This window comes from Sphingomonas sp. AX6 (genome assembly GCF_902506605.1).
In the GTDB taxonomy this organism is placed as follows: domain Bacteria; phylum Pseudomonadota; class Alphaproteobacteria; order Sphingomonadales; family Sphingomonadaceae; genus Sphingomonas.
On sequence record NZ_LR733979.1, the window covers coordinates 110,373 to 131,225 of the forward strand.

Below are 20,853 nucleotides of genomic sequence, written 5' to 3' on the forward strand. Positions count from 1 at the left end.
CCCGTAAGAGGCGTTGCGACCCGTCCTGCTTTGAGTTAGAAAATTCGTCCGAGGGGGCACGCTCCTTATTTCCTGACGATCACCGGACGGGCGGGCAGGGCCGCTTTTTCGGAACGGGAGAGGCGTGTGTTCGCCGCTTTGGGGTGAAGCGTGACGAACCGAGAACTCTATGAAGGCTTTGCGCTGCAGGCGGTCGATGCGAAGGGTCGCGTCGCCATTCCCGCCGACTTGCGCGCCGCCATGGAGCGGAATTCCGAAAGCCGCACCATCGTCGTTCGCCGCAATGGCCTCTGCCTGAGCGCTTATGACGTCGAGCGTTCGAAGGACGAATTCGGGCGCATCCACAACCGCGAAATCGAAGCCGAAGAGAAAGCTGGCCTGGACGGAGGAGTCGTGCCCACCCGTGCCAAGGCGAACGCATTCGGCAAGGTGGAGCGCACCCCGTTCGACCCGTCCGGCCGGTTCATCCTGCCGCGCTTTTTCAAGATGAAGGCGGGGATCGGCAACTGGGCGTTTTTCGTCGGCCATGGCGACACGTTCGAGATCTGGGCACCGGAAGTATTGATGGCGTCGAGCGACGACGAGGAATTGAAGGAAATCTGTGCCTTCTGCCTCGACGACAAGAAGGTGACGCTGTGAGCGCGGTCGGTCTGATCCCGCGCGATGCGCCGCATCTGCCGGTTTTGCTGGACGAGGTGATCGACGGCCTGGCGATCGCCGACGGCGAGACTCATGTCGATGCGACCTTTGGCGCAGGCGGCTATACCCGCGCGATGATCGCCACGGGCGCGCGGGTGATCGCGTTCGACCGCGATCCCGACGCGATTGCGAACGGCCGCGCGCTGGAGGCCGAAAGCGGCAATGCGTTGACCCTCGTTGCGGCGGATTTCTCCGCGATGGAAAGCGAGTTGGCGGCACTGGACGCGATCCCGGTCGATGGCGTGACGATGGACATCGGCGTGTCGTCGATGCAGCTCGACCAGGCGGCGCGCGGTTTCTCGTTTCAGTCGGACGGACCGCTCGACATGCGGATGAGCCAGTCGGGGCCGAGCGCGGCCGATTTCGTCAACGAAGCCGACGAAGCCGAGATCGCCGACGTCCTCTACAATTACGGCGAAGAGCGCCAGTCACGCCGCGTCGCGCGTGCGATCGTCGCCGCGCGTCCGATCACGCGGACGTCCGAACTCGCCAACATCATCCGCAAGTCGCTGGGGCATAAACCTCACGACAAAAAAGACCCGGCGACGCGCAGTTTTCAGGCGATCCGCATCCATGTGAATCGCGAACTGGGCGAACTGGTCGATGGGTTGGAAGCCGCCGAGCGCGTGCTGAAGCCCGGCGGTCGGCTGGCTGTGGTCACCTTTCACAGCCTGGAAGACCGGCTGGTGAAACAGTTTTTCCGCGAGCGCTCCGGGTCGCAACCGGCGGGATCGCGGCACCGCCCGGAACTGGGGAGTAATCGGCTCCCCAGTTTCGACAAACCGGCCCGCGCAGTGCGGGCAAGTGAAAGTGAATTGGCGCGTAATCCGCGCGCGCGTTCGGCGACGCTTCGGGTCGCGCGCCGGACCGCCGCGGAAGCCTGGTCGAATAAAGGGGACGGATAATGGCGTTGGGCTTCAAGGGCATGGGGTGGTTCCTGTGCGGTCTCGTGGTGGCGCCCGGCTGCTACGTGGTCATGTCGCAAGTCGCGGCCGAACGCGCGCGTGTCGAAAGCGTCGACCGGGCGATCCGTCAGGCGAAGCGCGACATCCGCAACCTGGAAACCGAGTTCAAGACGCGCGCCAACTTCGCACAGCTCGAGCGCTGGAACGGTGAAGTCTTCGCGCTCGGCGCCCCCCAGCCCGAACAATTCGCAGGCGACATCGCCGAACTGGCGGCGCGCGGCATGGGTGAGGGCGATGCCGGTATGCGCTATGCCAGCTATGTCGTGCCGACGATGACGGCGGAAATCGACGACGCGGTGCGCGGCGGCATTCAGCGCGCGCAGATCGCCGAACGCGAAGCCAGCCAGTCGCCTGCGCCTGTGCAGACCGCTTCGGTTGCGGCAGCGACTCCGGCGCGCCAATTATCCGATGCGACGCCCAAGGCGGCTGCACCGAAACAACAGGCCGCTAAGCCGACTCGCGTCGCGGCTGCACCGGCGACCAAGCCCGTTCGCACCGCGTCGGCACCCGCCGCAAAGCCTGCGCCGCGCCAGCAACGGCGCGCCGAAGTCGCATCGCTTGACCGCAAGCTGCTGAGCGATTCGACGATGGGCGACCTGATGAAAGCCGCGCGCACGGAGGCTCGTCCCCGCAATTGATCGTCCTGACCGCCCCGCAGATGATCGACCGGCGAGGTGCCGGGTCACGCAATCCGATGGTCGTCGCCGCTCATGCGCGGTTGATGGTGCTGATGCTCGTCTTCACGGCGTGCGTCGCAGTGGTGATTTTCCGGCTGGCGCTGCTGGCGATTACGGTCGAGCCTGCAAGCGCGGCGACTGCTGCCAACGCGATGGTGCCGCTGCGCGGGGATGTGGTGGACCGCAATGGTGCGCCGTTGGCGCGCACGATCGATGCCTGGTCGATCGGGATTCACCCCAAGAAAGTGATCGGCGACAAGGCGGCACTGGCAGCACAACTCGCCGCCGTGATCCCGGACCGGACCGAAGCGCAGTACCGCCAGATCCTCGAATCGGACTTTACCTTCACCTATCTGAAGCGTCGTGCGCTTCCCGAACTGGTGGCGGACGTCAACGCGCTGGGCGAGCCCGGCATCGCCTTTTCGCGCGAGCCCGAGCGGCTCTATCCCCAGGCGACGATGGCCGCGCACGCGCTCGGTTATCTCAGCCGTGAAGGCGAGGGGATGCGCGGCATGGAGCGTGCGCTTAACGCGCAGCTCACCGATCCCACGGCGCGCGCCGCACCAACCCAATTGTCGATCGACGTGCGCGTGCAGGCGGCGCTGCAAAGCGAATTGTCGCGCGCGATGGCCAAGCATTCGGCGGCGGGCGCGGGCGGCATCGTGCTCGACGTCAATACCGGCGAAGTCGTCGCGATCGCGTCGCTGCCGACCTTCAACCCCAATAACATCGCCGGTGCCACCGACGACATGCTGCGCAACAACATGACGCAGAGCCAGTATGAACTGGGATCGACGTTCAAGCCGATCGCAATGGCAGGCGCGATGGATGCCGGCGTCGTCACGTCGATGGCGAAGCGGTACGACGCGACCGCGCCCCTGCAGGTCGGACGCTTCCGCATCCGCGACGATCATCCGCAGAATCGCTGGTTGAACGTGCCCGAATTGCTGGTTCATTCGTCGAATATCGCCACTGCGCGGATCGCCGAGGAAATGGGGCAGGCGCGGATGGAGCAACTGTTTCGCAACCTGGAATTCGACGAAGCGCCGAACATCGAAATCCGCGAAAAGGGCAAGCCGATCTGGCCGAGCTATTGGGGTCGGACCACGGTGATGACTACCGCTTATGGCCACGGGATCGCGGTGACGCCGCTGCATCTGGCCCAGGCCTATGCCGCGTTGGTCAATGGCGGCATCCTGCGCCCGGCAACGATGCTCAAGGTCGAATCGGGTCGGGCCTCGCCCGGCAAGCGCGTCTTTTCGCAGAATACGAGCTGGCGGATTCGCCAGATGCTGCGGATGATCGTGACCGAAGGTACGGGCCGTCGCGCCGAAGCGCCCGGCTACCGCGTCGGGGGAAAGACCGGGACGGCTGAAAAGCCGGGATCGGGTGGCTATAGCCGCAGCGTGAACGTCTCTACCTTTGCCGCCGCCTTTCCGATGGATTCGCCCCGTTATGTCGTCATCGCGATGCTCGATGCGCCCAAGGGCACGTCGGACACGTTCGGATTCACGGGAGCCGCCTGGACGGCAGCGCCGGTCGTGTCGCGCGTTATCCAGCGCACGGGGTCGATGCTGGGGGTGATTCCCGATCGCGGCACCGACATCGACACGGCGGAACTCAAGTCGCTGATGTGGCGCGCGCCGGGCGAGCGCGAAGCGATGGCGAACGCGGAATGAAGCTGTCCGCGCTTGCAGCCGGAGGGGGCGATGCGACCGTGACGGGCTTTGCCATCGACCACCGCAAGGTCGCGCCCGGCACGATCTTCGGTGCGTTCGAAGGCGCGCGGGTGAATGGCGAGGATTTCATCCACGCGGCGATTGCGTCAGGGGCGATCGCGGTCGTCGCTCGGCGCGAGGCCAGGGTCGAGGGCGCGCTGCACATCCCCGCCGACTCCCCGCGCGCCTGCTTCGCCGAACTGGCGGCGCAATTCTTCGGGCCGTTTCCTGAAATCTCGGTCGCGGTGACGGGCACCAACGGCAAGACATCGACGGTCGAACTGACGCGACAATTGTGGCGAATGGCGGGGCATCACGCCGCCTCGATCGGGACGCTTGGCGTCACCACGCCCGACGAGCGCGTGACGACCGGGTTGACGACGCCCGATGTCGTTACCTTCCTGTCGAATGTCGCCGGATTGCAACGCGAAGGCGTGACGCATCTGGCATTCGAAGCATCGAGCCACGGGCTGACCCAGTATCGCACCGAAGGGTTGCGGGTGAAGGCGGCCGCGTTCACCAACCTCAGCCGCGATCACCTCGATTATCATGGCGACATGGCGGCCTATTTCACCGCTAAGCTGCGGCTGTTTGCCGAGGTGCTCGACGCCGATGGCACCGCGGTCGTGTGGGCCGATGATCCCCAGTCGGAACGTGTCGTCGATCTGGCCCACGCGCGCGGCAACAAGCTGATGACCGTGGGCACGCATGGCGACACGTTGCGGCTGGTCAGCCGCGCGCCGACCCTGCTCGGGCAGGGACTGGTGATCGAGCATGAGGGGGTTGAGCATAAGGTCAACCTGCCGCTGATCGGTGCCTATCAGGCGGCAAACGCGCTGGTCGCCGCCGGGCTGGTGATCGCAACCGGCGGCGAGGCGAAGGCAACGCTGCCGGCGCTATCGCGGCTTCAGCCGGTACGCGGGCGGTTGGAACGCGCGGTGATCGCGCGGTCGGGTGCGCCGGTCTATGTCGATTATGCGCATACAGCCGACGCGCTGGAAGCGGCGATTGCGGCATTGAAGCCCCATGCGACCGGCAAGCTGATCGTGGTGTTCGGTGCAGGCGGCGACCGCGACGAGGGCAAGCGGGAGGACATGGGCAAGGTCGCGGTGGCCGAAGCCGATGTGGTGATCGTCACCGACGATAATCCGCGCAACGAAGACCCGGCGGTTATTCGCGCGATGGTGATGACGGGCGCGGTCGGCGCGACCGAAATCGGCGACCGGCGTGCGGCGATCCGCGCGGCGATCGAGATGGCGGGCGCGGAAGACATCGTCCTGATCGCGGGCAAGGGGCATGAACAGGGGCAGTTGGTCGGCGATCTGGTGCTGCCGTTCGACGACGTGGTCGTTGCGCGCGAGGAAGCGGCGTGATGGGTGTGCCGCAAACGATGATCTCCCTCCCACCTCGGGGGGAGGGTCGGGGTGGGGGTAGCGATTGCATTGGCAATCGCGCGCCGCGCCGTGCCGCTTCCCCCATCCAACTGCGACTAGGCAGCAAGCTGCCTAGTCATCGTATCCTTCCCCCCTTCGGGAGGAAGAAATGATTGGGCTATGGAGCGCCGCCGATATTGCTGCCGATAACGGCGGCACGGCATCTGCCGACTTCACCGCCACACAGGTCGCGTTCGATTCACGCGAAGTTACGCCCGGAACGCTGTTCATCGCGCTAAGGGGCGAGGCGACCGACGGGCACAAATTCCTGACCCAGGCATTCGATCGCGGCGCGTCGGGGGCGATCGTATCGGAGGATTGCGACCACCCGCACGTCCGTGTCGCCGATACGATGGCGGCGCTCGAGGCGCTGGGCATCGCCGCCCGCGCCCGCACCGATGCGAAGATCATCGGCGTCACCGGGTCGGTCGGCAAGACCGGGACCAAGGAAGCCTTGTTCGCCTGTCTCGATCGGATTTCGCGCGGTGCCGCGCACCGATCGGTCAAAAGCTACAACAATCATACCGGCGTGCCGCTGAGTCTGGCGCGGATGCCCGCTGACACGCGGTTCGGCGTGTTCGAAATGGGAATGAACCATGCGGGCGAGCTTGCGGCGCTGACGCGAATGGTGCGTCCGCACGTCGCCGTCGTTACGACCATCGCGCCTGCGCACACCGAATTCTTTTCGGGCGAGGAAGCGATTGCCGATGCCAAGGGTGAGATCTTCGAAGGGCTGGAACCCGGCGGCGTCGCGATCATCCCTTATGATAGTCCGCACCGCGACCGGCTGATCGCCGCGGCCAGTCCTCATGCGGCGAAAATCGTCACCTTCGGGTTGAGCAAGGACGCCGACGTTCATCCGATCGAACGGATGGCGGCACTGGGCGGTGGCACTTTCGTTTCCGCACGTGTCGGCGATAAGGAATTGAGCTTTACGCTCGCGCCCCCCGGCGAGCATTGGGTCGCCAATGCGATGGCCATTCTCGCTGGGGTCGATGCGGTGGACGGCGACCTGGCGCAAGCGGGGCTGGCGCTGGCCGAACTCGAGGGGCTGGCCGGGCGCGGCGCGCGACTGACGGTTGCGCTGCCAGGTGGCGAGGCACTGGTGATCGACGAAAGCTACAACGCCAATCCGGCATCGATGCGCGCGACGCTGAAGGTGTTGGGTGTGGAACCCGCCACGCGTCGCATCGCGGTGTTGGGCGAGATGCGCGAACTGGGCGACGACAGCGACGCCTATCACGCCGCGCTCACAGCACCGCTCGACGAAGCGAGCGTTTCCTACGCCATATTGGTGGGCGGCGGCATGACGGCACTCGCCAAGGCGCTTGAGGGTCACACCGAATTCGTCCATGTGGCGACCGCCGCCGAGGCACGGGACGCGCTGGACGCGATTCTGTCGCCGGGCGACGCCGTCCTCATCAAGGGTTCGAACGCAGTCGGGCTGTCGGCACTCGTCGCCAGCCTGTCGGGAAGGGGCTGATGCTTTACCTCATTGCCGAATATCTGGGCTTCCCCAGCGTCTCGAACCTGATCCGATATCTGTCGTTCCGCGCGGGTGCTTCGGTTGCGACCGCGTTGTTCGTCGGCCTGATCATCGGCCCCAAATTCATCGGCTGGCTTCGCGTTCGCCAGGGCAAGGGGCAGCCGATCCGCGAGGACGGCCCGCAATCGCATCTGGCGAAGCGCGGCACGCCGACGATGGGCGGATTGCTGATCCTGACCTCGCTGACCTTTTCCGTCCTGCTGTGGATGGACCTGTCCGATCCGTCGGTGTGGGCGTGCCTGTTCGTGCTGATCGGCTTCGGCATGATCGGCTTTCTCGACGATTACGACAAGGTTCGCAAAGCCACGACCGCAGGCGTTTCCGGGCGCATCCGGTTGCTCGGCGAGTTTGCGATTGCGGGCGTCGCGAGCTGGATCATCATCCAGCAATCGGGGACGATGCTGTACGTGCCCTTCTTCTCGCATATCTCGATCGATCTGGGCTATTTTTACATCCTGTTCGCCGCGTTCACGATCGTCGCGTTCGGCAATGCGGTGAACCTGACCGACGGGCTCGATGGGCTGGCGACGATGCCGGTCATCATCGCCGCGGTCGCGCTGATGGTCATCACCTATCTGGTCGGCAATGCGCGCTTCGCCGAATATCTGGGCATTCCGCATGTGCCGGGCGCAGGCGACCTCGCCATTTTCTGCGGCGCGATCGTGGGGGCGGGGCTGGCGTTCCTGTGGTTTAACGCGCCCCCCGCAGCCGTGTTCATGGGCGATACCGGCAGCCTCGCGCTGGGCGGCGCGCTGGGTGCGATCGCAGTGGTGTCCAAGCACGAACTGGTGCTGGCGATCATCGGCGGGCTGTTCGTGGTCGAGGCGCTGAGCGTCATCATCCAGGTGTTCTTCTACAAGCGCACGGGCAAGCGCGTGTTTCGCATGGCGCCGATCCATCATCATTTCGAACAACTGGGCTGGTCCGAGCCGACCGTGGTGATCCGTTTCTGGATCATTGCGCTGGTGCTGGCGCTGGCTGGCCTGTCCACGCTGAAATTGCGGTGAGCACGGGCGTCCCCCTCCACGCCAACGTGTTCGTGTGCGGGGTGGGTCCGCGCACCGCGAAGCTGATCGCGCATATCCTGAGCGATGCGGGCGCGGTGCGGCTGATCCGTGCCGATGACGAACCCGCAGGCGGCGTGACGGTGCTGACCGGGGTCGATCCCGGCATCGATGTTTCGCGTGACGCTTTGATCGTCCAGCATTTGCTGGCGCGACCCAAGAGTGCGCCCTTGGTGGTCGGAATCGGCGACGTGCGCGCGGGGACGATTGCGCGCCAGGTTGCGATGGCAGGCCGGGCCGAGGAATTGCATAAGGTCGCACCCGGCGTGTGCCTGAACGCATCGCGCTGGCCGGGATTACAGGGACCGGGCGACGATCTGGTCGCACTCTGCGCAATTGCCGCGTGCGAGGCGCTGGACGTGGATCAGTCTATGATCGACAAGGGGCTGGAAAGCTTTGGCGCGAATATTGCGCCGACCGTGGGGGCGGGAACATGACCGATGTGTTGCGCGGGACCGGAGGCGTATCGACCGGTCGCCTGCGCGAGAAATTCGACCGCCGCGTCGGGCGTTCCAGTCGCTCGCCGCTGGCCATGTGGTTCTGGGAAATCGACCGCGTATTGCTGTTGATGGCGCTGTTCCTGATCGCGATCGGGCTGATTGCGGTCGCGGCTGCGTCGCCTGCCTCCGCCGACCGTTATTCGGACATCCAGCACCGCATCGCGCCGATGGAATATTTCTGGAAACAGGCGGGCTGGGTCGGATTGTCGATCCCGGTGATGCTGGTGGTGTCGATGCTGCCGATCACGCTCGCGCGGCGACTGGCGCTTCTGGGCCTCGTTGTGTTTGCCGCATTTCTGGCACTGACGCCCGTGCTGGGCGTGACCGTCAACGGTGCCAAGCGCTGGATTTCGGTCGGGATCGGCCAGTTTCAGCCTTCGGAATTCCTGAAGCCGATGTTCGTGGTGACGACGGCCTGGCTGTTGTCGTTCCGGGCCAAAGACCAGACGCTGCCGGTCGTGCTCATCACCGGCGCGCTGACCGCGGTGATTGGCGGCCTGTTGATGCTCCAGCCCGATTTCGGACAGACGGTGGTGTTCGGCCTCATCTGGCTGACCATGCTGACGGTGGCGGGCACCTCTCACAAGATCATCGGCACGTTGCTTGGCGCGGGCGTCGGCGGCGTGGTCGCGGCATATTTCTTCTACGACACCGCGCGAATCCGCATCGACGGCTATCTGTTCGGCGAAGGCGGGCAGGTGACCGACACGTATCAGACCGACATGGCCCATTCGGTGCTGACCGCAGGCGGCGTGGTGGGAACCGGCCCCGGTGGGGGACGCGTCAAGTTCCTGCTGCCCGAGGCGCATACCGATTACATCTTTGCGGTGATCGGCGAGGAATTCGGGCTAATCGCGTGCGCGATCGTCGCGTTGCTGTTCCTGGGGATCGTCATCCGCGTGTTCGTCAAATTGCTGGACGAGGAAGACCCGTTCCGCGTGCTCGCCGCAGCAGGTCTAGCCGCGCAGTTCGGGCTACAGGCGCTGATCAACATGGCGGTCAATGTCGGGATCGCACCGTCCAAGGGCATGACGCTGCCCTTCATAAGCTATGGCGGGTCGTCGATGGTGGCGCTGTCGATCGCGATGGGACTATTGCTCGCCTTCACGCGGCGGAACCCGTATCTGTCGCGATCAACCTATAATGTGAGATATGGTGGATGAGCCGTTCGCGGCATTTCGTACTGGCGGCCGGGGGCACCGGCGGCCACATGGTTCCCGCAGCGGCACTCGCAGCGGAATTGCGCGCGCGCGGGCATCACGTCGCATTGGTGAGTGACGAGCGCGGCGTGCGCTTTCCCGGCCTGTTCGACGGTGTGCAGACGCATGTCCTGCCCGCCGGGCGGTTTGCAGGCGGGCCAATCGGTTATCTCCGCGCGGCGCGCAAGATGGTGGAGGGTCGCGCGATGGCGATCCGCCTGCTCGACAGCTTCCGGCCCGCCGCCGTGATCGGTTTCGGGGGTTATCCGGCGTTCCCGACCCTGCTCGCGGCGTTCCATCACAAGATCCCGACGATCATCCACGAGCAGAATGCGGTGCTCGGCCGCGTCAATCGGCTGGTCGCGGGCAAGGTCGATGCGATCGCCACTTCCTATGCCGATGTCGCGCGTTTGAAGCCGCGTCACGCCGCCAAGACGCAGCTAATCGGCAACCCGGTGCGCGCCGAGGTGCTGGAATTGCGTCACAAGCCCTATCCGATGCTCGACGAGGAAAGCATTTTCCGCGTGCTGGTGACCGGCGGCAGCCAGGGCGCGAGCGTGCTGAGTCAGGTGGTACCCGATGGCCTTGCCATGCTCCCTGTCCATTTTCGCCGTCGCCTGCAAGTGACGCATCAGGCGCGGATCGAGGACATCGACGCGGTGCGCGCCAAATATGCCGAGCATGGTATCCCGGCTGAAATCGCCACTTACCTGCCCGATATGCCCGAGCGGCTGGCCTGGGCGCATCTGGTGATCGCGCGCGCGGGTGCATCGACGATTGCGGAACTGACGGCGGCCGGACGTCCTGCCATCCTGGTGCCGCTTCCGACCTCCACCGACGATCACCAGACCGCGAACGCGCGGGAGATTTCGGATGCGGGCGGGGCGCGCACGATCCAGCAGCGCGCGTTCACGCCGGGCGAACTCGCCAAGCAGATGCAGAAACTGGGGCTTGAACCCCGTGCGCTCGAGAATGCTGCGGGCCGCGCCAAAAGCTGCGGTCGCCCCGATGCGGTGCGTGACCTGGCCGATCTGGTCGAGCGGGTCGACGGATCGCAGACCGCTGGTCCCGTCGCGCTGTCGAGGGCGGCGGCATGAGGGGCCCTTCGACAAGCTCAGGACAGGCAACACCTTTCATCGGAGGTATCCGATGAAAGGTGTTGCAACCGATATCGGCACGATCCACTTCATCGGCATCGGTGGGATCGGCATGTCAGGCATCGCCGAGGTGATGCACAATATGGGTTATAGCGTTCAGGGGTCGGACGCCGCCGACAGCTATGTGATCGAGGGGCTGCGCAAGCGCGGCATCCCCGTTGCCATCGGGCAGGATCCGGCCAATCTGGGCGACGCGGCGGTGGTCGTCACGTCGACTGCGATCAAGCGTGGCAATCCGGAAGTCGAGGCCGCCTATGCAAACCGCATTCCCGTGGTCCGCCGCGCGGAAATGCTCGCCGAACTGATGCGCCTGAAATCGACCGTCGCGGTCGCGGGCACGCATGGCAAGACGACGACGACCAGCATGATCGCCGCGATCCTCGATGCTGGCAATATCGACCCGACCGTCATCAATGGCGGAATCATCAACCAGTACGGATCGAACGCACGGCTGGGCGACAGCGAGTGGATGGTGGTCGAGGCCGACGAGAGCGACGGCAGTTTCCTGCGGTTGGACGGCACGATCGCGGTCGTCACCAACATCGATCCCGAACATCTCGACCATTATGGCTCGTTCGAGCGCGCCAAGGACGCCTATGTCGAGTTCGTCGAGAATGTGCCTTTTTACGGCGCGGCGTTGCTGTGCCTCGACCATGCCGAGGTTCAGGCGATCATCCCGCGCGTCCGTGACCGGCGGATCGTGACCTATGGATTCGCCGCCAGCGCCGATGTGCGGGGCGTCAACGTCCAGCCCTATCCGGGCGGCAACCGGTTCGAGGCGATCATCCGCCACCGCGACGGCACCACGCGGTCGATCGAGGACATCGACCTGCCGATGGCGGGGCGGCACAATGTCCAGAATGCGCTGGCCGCGGTCGGCGTCGCGCTGGAAATGGGTATCGACGACGCGACGATCCAGACCGGCTTCAAACAGTTTGGCGGGGTCAAACGCCGCTTCACCAAGGTAGGCGAGGTTGGCTTCGACGGCGCGGACCCGGCGATCGTGATCGACGATTACGGCCACCATCCGGTCGAAATCCGTGCAGTGCTGTCGGCGGCGCGGGAGAGTGCAACCGGTCGCGTGATCGCGGTGGTTCAGCCGCATCGCTATTCGCGGCTGGGCAATCTGATGGACGACTTCGCGCAAGGGTTCAATGACGCCGATCAGGTCTATGTGACCCCGGTCTACGCCGCGGGTGAGGCGCCGGTCGAGGGGGTCGATGCGGAGGCCTTGGTCGCGCGCACCGCCGAACGCGGCCACCGCGCGGTCGAGACGGTCGCTGATGCGGATGCGCTCGCACGGGTGCTGGCCGATCAGGCGCAGCCCGGTGACCTGATCGTATGTCTGGGCGCGGGCGACATCACCAAATGGGCGGCGGGCCTGGCTGATGCGGTGAACGCACAGCGGAAGGTCGCGGCATGAGCGACTGGTTCTCCACCGCGATCGAAATGCAGCGCGAAATTCTGCGCGCGCAGCAGGCGCAGGTCGATGCCGCGCAAAAGATGCTCGATGCGGGCAAGCAGATGACCGACTTTCAGGTAGCGGGCCAGAAAGCCGCCGATGCGAATATGGCGGCGTGGAAGGCCTGGGCCGGGCTGTGGGGTGTGAAGAAGTGAGTGGCTCCGCTACCTCTGCGCCGCATTCTCCGTTCGTTTCGAGCGAAGTCGAGAAACGTGAGTCCGGCGCTCGCGAGCGTTTCTCGACTTCGCTCGAAAGGAACGAGATCAGGGGGAAGTTGACGGCGGATGCCCCGCTTGCCCCTCTGGTTTGGTTCAAATCGGGCGGCGCTGCGCAGTGGCTGTTCGAGCCAAAGGATGTGGCCGACCTCCAGGATTTTCTGCGCAACCTTGACCCGCAGACGCCGGTGATGGCGCTCGGACTCGGCTCGAACCTGATCGTCCGCGACGGCGGGGTGCGCGGGGTCGTGATCCGGCTGGGCAAGGCATTCGCCACCGTTGAGCAGGTCGATGCGACAGCGCTGAAATGCGGCGGCGGGGCGAGCGGCATCCTCGTGTCGTCCAAGGCGCGCGACGCGGGCATTGCTGGCGTCGAATTCCTGCGCTCGATCCCCGGCACGGTCGGCGGTTTCGTGCGGATGAACGGCGGTGCTTACGGGCGCGAGACGGCGGATGTGCTGGTCGAATGCGAGGTCGTGCTGCGCTCGGGCGAGTTGCGGACGCTGGCGGTCGATGCGCTTGGCTATAGCTATCGTCATTCGGAATTGCCCGAGGGCGCGGTGGTCGTCTCCGCCACCTTTCGCGGTTCACCTGGCGAGCCTGCCGATATCCAGATCGAGATGGATCGCATCGCCACCTCGCGCGAGGCATCGCAACCGCTACGCAGCAAGACCGGGGGGTCGACCTTCAAGAACCCCGACGGCGACAAGGCGTGGCGGCTGGTCGATGCGGCGGGCTGTCGCGGGCTGACGCGCGGCGGGGCTCAGGTGAGCGAGAAGCATACCAATTTCCTGATCAACACCGGCGATGCGACCAGCGCCGATATCGAGGGACTGGGCGATGACGTTCGCGCACGGGTGAAGGCGGCGTGCGGGGTGGAATTGGAGTGGGAAATTCAGAGAGTTGGAGTGATTGCGTGAGTGTTTCGGGTGAATTCCTCCCCCATCGGGGGAGGGGGACCATGCGTAGCATGGTGGAGGGGGTTGGCCGCGGGAGTTGCGCTGTGTGGCAGACCCCCTCCGTCAGCGCTTCGCGCTGCCACCTCCCCCGGTGGGGGAGGAATTGATGGCGCATCCCCTGCACATCGTGGTCCTGATGGGCGGCTGGTCCGCCGAGCGGGAGGTGTCGCTGATGTCGGGCGCGGGCGTTGCCGACGCGTTGGAATCGCGCGGGCACCGGGTCACGCGGATCGATATGGACCGCAACCTTGCCGCGCGGCTGACCGAAGCGAAGCCGGACATTGTGTTCAACGCGCTGCACGGCACGCCTGGCGAGGATGGGACGGTACAGGGGATGCTTGACCTGATGGGCATCCGCTATACCCATTCGGGCCTCGTTACCTCGGTCATCGCGATCGACAAGGTGCTGACAAAGCAAGCGCTGGTGCCGCACGGCATTCCGATGCCCGGCGGGCGAATCGTCAAATCGGCCGACCTGTTCGAGCGCGATCCGATGACCCGGCCTTATGTGCTGAAGCCGGTCAATGAGGGCTCGTCGGTCGGCGTCGCGATCGTCACCGACGAAGGCAATATGGGCAGCCCGATCTCGGCGCAGGCGAAAGGCCCTTGGCAGGAATTCGACGAATTGCTCGCCGAACCCTTCATTCGCGGGCGTGAACTGACGACGGCGGTGCTGGGCGATCAGGCGCTGGGTGTGACCGAGCTGATCGTCCGCAATGGTTTCTACGATTACGACGCCAAATATACGGATGGGCTGACCCAGCATGTCTTCCCCGCGCAAATTCCCGACGACATCGCCGAGGCGTGCAAATCGCTCGCGGTCGAAGCGCACCGGCTGCTCGGCTGTAAGGGCGCATCGCGCTCCGATTTCCGCTGGGACGATGAACGCGGCGTCGATGGGCTATTCCTGCTGGAGGTGAATACGCAGCCCGGCATGACACCGCTCAGCCTTGTCCCCGAACAGGCGCGTCATTGCGGCATCGATTATCCCGAGTTGGTCCAGCGCATCGTCGATGAAGCGATGAAGGATGCGCCCGCGACATGAGCGCAGCGCGCCGCCCCTCCGCTCGAAAGAAGGTCAGCCCCAAGCGGCGGCCGCAGCGGTCGCGCGCGCGCAAGGCATCGATGATGGACCACGCCATCGCCGCGCTGCCTTTTGACGAAGCGACACTCAGGAAGATCGCGACCTGGTCGATCCTGGGCTTTGTCGGCGCAGTCGCATTGCTGATCGCGTCGGTCACCGGCGCGCTGGGCGCGGCGGGTACGGCGATGGCCGAGGGGATCGGGCGCGCGGGATTCAAGGTCAAGGAAATCGAGGTCACCGGCATCGACCGGATGGAGCGCATGTCGGTCTATGCCATCGCGCTCGACCAGCAATCGCGGGCGATGCCGCTGGTCGATCTGGATCAGGTCCGCGAACGGCTGCTCGATTATGGATGGATCGCGGACGCGCGCGTTTCGCGCCGCCTGCCCGATACGCTGGTGATCGACATCGTCGAGCGAGAGCCGGCAGCGATCTGGCAACATGAAGGCCAGTTGATGCTCATCGATGCGACTGGCGTGCTGCTGGAGCCGGTCGCCGCTAGCGCGATGCCCGATCTGCCGCTGGTGATCGGGGAGGGGGCGAACGCACAGGAGCCGGCGTTCCAACGTCTGATCGCCGCCGCGCCTGCGCTGAAACCGCAAGTCACCGCTGCGACCTGGGTGGGCAGCCGCCGCTGGGACTTGCGCTTCGAATCGGGCGAAGTGCTGGCGCTGCCTGAAGGCGAGCAGGAATCGGCCAAGGCTTTGGTCGAATTCGCACGCCGTGACGGGACGCAGGGTTTGCTGGGGCGCGGATATGTGCGATTCGACATGCGCGATCCGACGCGGCTGGTGGTGCGGATGCCGAACCAGGTGACGCGCGAGATTTCAGGTGAAGGTGGCGGCTGAGTATTTGCCGCATTTGGGGAAGTTTGGGGAAATGGCGAAAACGGCACCCGAGGGGTTGATCACGGTCCTCGACATCGGATCGTCGAAGGTTTCGGCACTGATCGCGCAAAAGGGCGATGGCGGCGAACTGGTCGTGCTCGGCACCGGCCAGCGCGAGAGCCGCGGCGTGAAGCGCGGCTACATCGCCAACATGACCGCGACCGAAATTGCGGTGCGCGAGGCGGTGGAACAGGCCGAACAGATTGCGGGGTTCAACATCGAGAATGTCTGGGTCAGCTTTTCCGCAGGCGGGCTGATTTCCGACATCGTCAAGCTTGAGGTCGATCTGGGCGGGCACCGGGTCGAGCAATCGGACATCGACGAGCTGCTCAAGGCCGGGCGCAACGCGATCGACCCGGCAGGACGCATGGTGTTGCACGCGCAGCCAACCCGCTATTTGCTCGACGGGCTGGCGGGGGTGAAGCAGCCGCTGGGGCTTCACGCCGATCGGCTTGGCGTCGAAATCCATGTCGTCGCAACCGACGGCTCGCCAGTCCGCAACCTCGACCTTTCAGTGCGGTCGGCGCATCTCGACGTGAAATCGATCATCGCCGCCCCCGTTGCGACCGGGCTTGCGTGCCTCTCCGAAGAAGAGCGCGAACTGGGTGCGGCGTTGATCGAAATCGGCGCGGGCGTGACCAATGTGTCGGTGTTCCAGGGCGGCGTGCTGACCGGGCTTGCCTCCATCCCGATCGGCGGCGCAGACATTACCGACGATATCGCCGCGGCGTTCGGCACCTCGCGCGCTTATGCCGAGCGGATGAAGTGTTTCTACGGCTCTGCCAATATGAGCCCGCGCGACAACCACGACATGATCGACGTCGCCCCCGTCAATGCCGAGGAAGGTGTCGAGGGCACGCGCATCACCCGTGCGCAGTTGATCGCCACCGTGCGCCAGCGGCTCGACCGGTTGATGGCGGAGATCCAGAAGGAACTGCGCAAGCTCAACTTCGACGACCCCGTCGGGCGGCAAGTGGTGCTGACCGGCGGCAGCGCCGAACTGAAAGGGATTGCCGATTATGCGCAACAGGCGCTGGGGCGCACCGTCAGGATCGGTCGACCCCGCGGATTGACCGCTTTGCCCGAAGCGCATGGGGGTCCGGCCTTTGCGACGCTCGCCGGACTTGCCATGTTTGCGGCGGCCGATCCGGTCGACCTGCGCAGCCTGCAATCGGCGCATCAGGTCGTGACCCGGCCAAGCCCGACGACGATGTTCAAACGACTGATGACCGCGATCAAAACGAATTATTAAGATTATGCTTCCGCATCGTTACTTTGCTACTAGAGTCGGTGGGGTCGTTCGTGCAACACGGGGCAATTACGCTATATCTAGTGTCGTCGGCGTATCAGGCGGCACGCGGGGAGATTTCAAGAAATGACGATCGAATTCCTTCCGCCCGACGTCGATGAATTGACGCCGCGCATTTCGGTGATCGGGGTTGGTGGCGCTGGGGGCAATGCCATCGCCAACATGATCCGGGCAGAGGTCCAGGGCGTCGAGTTCCTGGTCGCCAACACCGACGCGCAGTCGTTGAAGCAATCCTCGGCACCGCAGCGTATCCAGCTGGGCGCGAACATCACGCAAGGGCTGGGCGCGGGCGCACGCCCCGAAATCGGGCGCGCCGCTGCGGAAGAAACCATCGATCAGGTGCAAAAGGCGCTCGAGGGCAGCCATATGTGCTTCATTGCAGCGGGCATGGGCGGCGGCACCGGCACCGGTGCGGCACCCGTCATCGCGCAGGCCGCGCGTGAGATGGGCATCCTGACCGTCGGCGTCGTGACCAAGCCGTTCGCGTTCGAAGGCAAGCGTCGCTCGAAAGCCGCCGAAAGCGGCATCGAGGAGCTTCAGAAGTACGTCGACACGCTGATCGTCATTCCGAACCAGAATCTGTTCCTGATCGCCAATGCGAATACGACCTTCAAGGAAGCGTTCGAAATGGCGGACGAAGTCCTGCAACAGGGCGTTCGTGGGATCACCGATTTGATGGTCATGCCTGGCCTCATCAACCTCGATTTCGCCGACGTGCGGTCGGTGATGCAGGAAATGGGCAAGGCGATGATGGGCACCGGCGAAGCGAGCGGTGACACGCGCGCGATCGAAGCCGCGCAAAAGGCGATCGCCAACCCGCTGCTTGAAGGCGTCAGCATGAAGGGCGCCAAGGGCGTCATCGTGTCGATCACCGGCGGCGAAGACATGCGCCTGCTCGAAGTCGATGAAGCCGCAAACCACATCCGCGAGCTGGTCGACGACGACGCCAACATCATCTGGGGTTCGGCATTCAATCCTGACCTCGAAGGCAAGATCCGCGTGTCGGTCGTCGCGACCGGCATAGAGGCCGACGAAGGCGCGGTCGCGGTGCCGGTTCAGGCGCGCGATTCGGCCCAGACGCGCAGTTTCTCGTTCGGCGGTCCGCGTCGCGAGGCGGCCGCTCCAGTGGTAGCCACGGTCGCTTCGGAAGCCACCGCCAGCGAAGCGGAACAGGATGACGCCCCGCTCCATCTCGATGCGCCCGAGGGGAGCGAAGATGCCGCGCCGATGCCCAGCTTCGTCGATCCCGACGTGGCGGATGAGGGCGACGAATTGCTGTTAGGTGGCGAAGCGGTCGTGCCAGAGGCCGCCGAAGCGCCCAAGCCCGCTGCCAGCTTCATCGACGATGCCGTGCTGGGCGAGGAAACCCCGTCGCGCAACTGGCTGAGCGGCAGTGATGACAATGCCGACGAGGAAGCGGCACCGGCACCGCTCCCCACTTCCAAATCGGCAGGCGGCACGCTATTCGAACGCATGGCAGCCGCGACCCGCCGCGAAGCGCGCAGCGGTGAGGGCGAAGAGCGCGATCCGCTCGACATCCCGCGCTTCCTGCACCGCCAGAACAACCAGTAGATCCCCGCACCGGGTTGAAATGCGAAAGGCCGGGCCTACGCCCGGCCTTTTTGCGTGGGGAGCAGGGGGTGACCCGTACCCTTTCCGCTTGTTTCGAGCGAAGTCGAGAAACGCCCCCTAAGCCTGGATCACGTTTCTCCACTTCGCTCGAAACAAACGGTGGGAGGTCACGGCTTGACGGCTAACGATTAGCCGCCCTGTTTTATCACTTCCTCGAAGGCGATGAATGATGGAATAGTGTTTTATCCGGCATCATCATTCTCAAAGAGAATGCACCGATGGCACCCGGTTTCCCCGCAACCTCACACCTCGTCGCCCCCTCGGCTCGGTTGGCCGACGCGCATGATCCTTGTCATTGCTGGTTCAGGCGCGAACCGCTCTAAGGGTCGGTAACCATGACACATCCGACCCGAATCCGCCCCGGTATCCGCCGGTACGTGATCGCGCTGGCCCTGCTGGCCGGGGTGGCCGCGCCGTCGATGGCCGCCGCACAAGCGATGATCGCGCCGACATCGACCCCGACCGCCGATGCGCTTGCATCGCATATGCGTGCGCTTGCGGCAGACGCTGGCAACCTTCGCGCGCTGATCGGTGCAGGCGAAGCGAGCGCCAAGCTGGGTGACGGTGCGGCGGCGATGCAATTCTTTGCCCGTGCCGAGCGAATCGATCCGCGCAATCCGCGCATTGCCGCCGGTCGCGGTCGTGCATTGGTGGCGATGGAGCGGCCAGGTGAGGCGCTTAAGTATTTTGCCGAGGCCGAGCGGCTGGGGCTTTCGCCCGCCGACTACGCAGACGACCGCGGCTTGGCGTACGACCTGATGGGCTATCCTGCCAATGCGCAGGCCGATTACCGGCTGGCATTGTCGCGCGGGTCCGACGACGAGATCACGCGGCGACTGGCGCTGTCGTTGGGGATCAGCGGCAAGCGCGAAGAAGCGGCACGGCTGCTCGACACGATGCTGCGCGCCAATGATCGTCAGGCATGGCGGGTACAGGCGATGGTGGTCGCGATGGACGGCGACTTCGCGATGGCCGACCGGATCGCGGCGAGCATGATGCCGGGCTTCGGGCCGAACCTCGCGCCCTTCTTCCGCCGCTTGCCTGCATTGTCGCCGGGCGACCGTGCCTTTGCCGGGCATTTCGGCCAGTTGCAGCGCACGCCGCAGCGCATGGCCGACGCCAGCATGGCCCCGCCGATGGGCGCGCAGGCATCGACACCGACGATGCTTGCCGATGCGGGCACTGCGCGCCGCGAGGCGGAGGCCCGCGTCGAACCACGCACCACCCGCAACGCGCGCGCGCGCGAACGTACCCAGATGGCCGATAATCGTGCGTCGCGGCGCGCCACCCGCGACCCGCAAAGCGCAGTGCGCGCCGCGGTGGTCACCGACGTGCGCGAACCGGTTCAGCTTGCCGCCGCCGAGCGTCCGGCCCCGACGCCTGCGCCGTCCGCCCGCCAGTCGAATGCCGCGCTTGCGCAACTTGCGTCGATCGTGCCCTCGGGTCCGTCGTCGGTCGCGGCACCGCCGGGCGCGATGGTGCAGGCCGTACCCAGCGCTTCCGCACCGGGCGTGACGCTGGCCGCTTCGTCGGACGAGGGTCCGGTCGGCGCGCGGCTGTCTACCGATTCGCGCGGGGTGCTTAGCCTCACTCGTCCGGCCGAGCGCGCGCTGGAGATGCCGCCGAGCATGGCTGCCACGACAGCGCCCACCGCCAGCGCACCGCAACCGGCATTCGGGACTGCGGTATCGCCAGCGACGGTGACCGCTCCCGCCAATGCGCGGGTGGTCGGCGACAATGACGATGTCATCGGCCGGATCATGCGCGGCATTTCGGTGCCCGGTTCCGAACTCGGCGTTGCGCCGATGCCCGGTTCAGCGCCAGCGCCTGGCATCGCAGAGCCGATCGCGGCAGCGCCGGAGCCGAAGTCCGAACCCGCTTCGATCGAGAAGGTCGAAACTCCGCCGCCAGCCAAGGTTGTCGAAAAGCCTGCGGTTAAGGCGACCGCAAAACCGGTGCCCAAGCCCGCAGCGAAGAAGCCCGCCGCACCCGCGGACCCCGCACGCCACTGGGTTCAGGTCGCAGGCGGAGCACGCGCCGCCGACCTATACAAGGACTGGGACCGGCTGGCGAAGCAATCGCCCGCCGCGTTCAAGGGAAAGCAGGGCTGGACGACGCCCCTTCGCGCGACTAACCGCCTGCTGGCAGGTCCATTCAAGACTTCCGGTGAGGCGCAGACTTTCGTGAACGCAATCGCAAAAGACGGAATTTCAGCCTTCGCCTGGGAAAGCGAAGCGGGCCAGAAGATCGAAACGCTCAACCGCTGATGCAACGCAAAGCCTGCTTGGGTCCGCTCACGCGGACGCGGCACCGGCCCACTCCCCCACCCGGCCTCCCAGCGGCAGTA

At 65.3% G+C, this 20,853-nt stretch carries 18 protein-coding genes; all 18 read left to right on the forward strand.

The annotated features are described in order from the left end of the window. Positions 1-150 precede the first annotated feature (150 nt). The gene (locus ENHY17A_RS00555; protein WP_159709287.1) at positions 151-639 is read left to right on the forward strand and encodes a division/cell wall cluster transcriptional repressor MraZ; all 489 of its coding nucleotides are present in this window, start codon (positions 151-153) and stop codon (positions 637-639) included. After that, positions 636-1,604, forward strand: a complete 969-nt coding sequence (rsmH, locus tag ENHY17A_RS00560; RefSeq protein ID WP_443018275.1) for a 16S rRNA (cytosine(1402)-N(4))-methyltransferase — start codon at positions 636-638, stop codon at positions 1,602-1,604. The genes ENHY17A_RS00555 and rsmH overlap by 4 nt, the downstream gene beginning before the upstream one ends. Continuing rightward, positions 1,604-2,302: a hypothetical protein gene (locus ENHY17A_RS00565; RefSeq protein ID WP_159709288.1), complete on the forward strand. Its 699-nt coding sequence runs from the start codon at positions 1,604-1,606 to the stop codon at positions 2,300-2,302. Before rsmH ends, ENHY17A_RS00565 begins: the two co-directional genes overlap by 1 nt. Then, positions 2,299-4,020, forward strand: a complete 1,722-nt coding sequence (locus tag ENHY17A_RS00570; protein WP_443018276.1) for a peptidoglycan D,D-transpeptidase FtsI family protein — start codon at positions 2,299-2,301, stop codon at positions 4,018-4,020. Before ENHY17A_RS00565 ends, ENHY17A_RS00570 begins: the two co-directional genes overlap by 4 nt. Then, entirely contained in the window at positions 4,017-5,432 is a 1,416-nt protein-coding gene (locus tag ENHY17A_RS00575; RefSeq protein ID WP_159709289.1) for a UDP-N-acetylmuramoyl-L-alanyl-D-glutamate--2,6-diaminopimelate ligase, read from the forward strand. The genes ENHY17A_RS00570 and ENHY17A_RS00575 overlap by 4 nt, the downstream gene beginning before the upstream one ends. Before the next feature lie 169 nt (positions 5,433-5,601). Further along, on the forward strand, positions 5,602-6,975 hold the full coding sequence (locus ENHY17A_RS00580) for a UDP-N-acetylmuramoyl-tripeptide--D-alanyl-D-alanine ligase (RefSeq protein WP_159709290.1): 1,374 nt from the start codon (positions 5,602-5,604) through the stop codon (positions 6,973-6,975). Continuing rightward, positions 6,975-8,045: a phospho-N-acetylmuramoyl-pentapeptide-transferase gene (mraY, locus tag ENHY17A_RS00585; protein ID WP_159709291.1), complete on the forward strand. Its 1,071-nt coding sequence runs from the start codon at positions 6,975-6,977 to the stop codon at positions 8,043-8,045. The genes ENHY17A_RS00580 and mraY overlap by 1 nt, the downstream gene beginning before the upstream one ends. Beyond that, a complete protein-coding gene (locus tag ENHY17A_RS00590) occupies positions 8,042-8,539 on the forward strand; it encodes a hypothetical protein (RefSeq protein ID WP_159709292.1) in 498 nt (165 codons plus the stop codon). The genes mraY and ENHY17A_RS00590 overlap by 4 nt, the downstream gene beginning before the upstream one ends. After that, positions 8,536-9,765, forward strand: coding sequence for an FtsW/RodA/SpoVE family cell cycle protein (locus ENHY17A_RS00595; protein WP_443018277.1), 1,230 nt, complete (start codon positions 8,536-8,538; stop codon positions 9,763-9,765). The genes ENHY17A_RS00590 and ENHY17A_RS00595 overlap by 4 nt, the downstream gene beginning before the upstream one ends. Next, positions 9,762-10,898 (forward strand): undecaprenyldiphospho-muramoylpentapeptide beta-N-acetylglucosaminyltransferase, encoded by a 1,137-nt coding sequence (gene murG, locus ENHY17A_RS00600; protein ID WP_159709293.1) that lies wholly within the window; start codon positions 9,762-9,764, stop codon positions 10,896-10,898. The genes ENHY17A_RS00595 and murG overlap by 4 nt, the downstream gene beginning before the upstream one ends. 52 nt (positions 10,899-10,950) lie before the next feature. Then, positions 10,951-12,381 carry a UDP-N-acetylmuramate--L-alanine ligase gene (murC, locus tag ENHY17A_RS00605; RefSeq protein WP_159709294.1) on the forward strand — a complete coding sequence of 477 codons (1,431 nt, stop codon included), beginning with the start codon at positions 10,951-10,953 and terminating at the stop codon, positions 12,379-12,381. Then, a complete protein-coding gene (locus tag ENHY17A_RS00610) occupies positions 12,378-12,575 on the forward strand; it encodes a hypothetical protein (RefSeq protein WP_159709295.1) in 198 nt (65 codons plus the stop codon). The genes murC and ENHY17A_RS00610 overlap by 4 nt, the downstream gene beginning before the upstream one ends. A gap of 107 nt (positions 12,576-12,682) precedes the next feature. Continuing rightward, the gene (gene murB / locus ENHY17A_RS00615) at positions 12,683-13,555 is read left to right on the forward strand and encodes a UDP-N-acetylmuramate dehydrogenase (RefSeq protein WP_159713950.1); all 873 of its coding nucleotides are present in this window, start codon (positions 12,683-12,685) and stop codon (positions 13,553-13,555) included. Between the two features lie 145 nt (positions 13,556-13,700). Continuing rightward, positions 13,701-14,639, forward strand: a complete 939-nt coding sequence (locus tag ENHY17A_RS00620) for a D-alanine--D-alanine ligase (protein WP_201296321.1) — start codon at positions 13,701-13,703, stop codon at positions 14,637-14,639. Beyond that, positions 14,636-15,526, forward strand: a complete 891-nt coding sequence (locus tag ENHY17A_RS00625) for a cell division protein FtsQ/DivIB (RefSeq protein ID WP_159709296.1) — start codon at positions 14,636-14,638, stop codon at positions 15,524-15,526. The genes ENHY17A_RS00620 and ENHY17A_RS00625 overlap by 4 nt, the downstream gene beginning before the upstream one ends. A 31-nt stretch (positions 15,527-15,557) precedes the next feature. After that, positions 15,558-16,817, forward strand: a complete 1,260-nt coding sequence (ftsA, locus tag ENHY17A_RS00630; protein ID WP_159709297.1) for a cell division protein FtsA — start codon at positions 15,558-15,560, stop codon at positions 16,815-16,817. A 123-nt stretch (positions 16,818-16,940) separates the two neighbouring features. Further along, the gene (gene ftsZ, locus ENHY17A_RS00635) at positions 16,941-18,446 is read left to right on the forward strand and encodes a cell division protein FtsZ (protein ID WP_159709298.1); all 1,506 of its coding nucleotides are present in this window, start codon (positions 16,941-16,943) and stop codon (positions 18,444-18,446) included. Between the two features lie 395 nt (positions 18,447-18,841). After that, positions 18,842-20,773 (forward strand): CHAT domain-containing protein, encoded by a 1,932-nt coding sequence (locus ENHY17A_RS00640; protein WP_159709299.1) that lies wholly within the window; start codon positions 18,842-18,844, stop codon positions 20,771-20,773. Positions 20,774-20,853 lie beyond the last annotated feature (80 nt).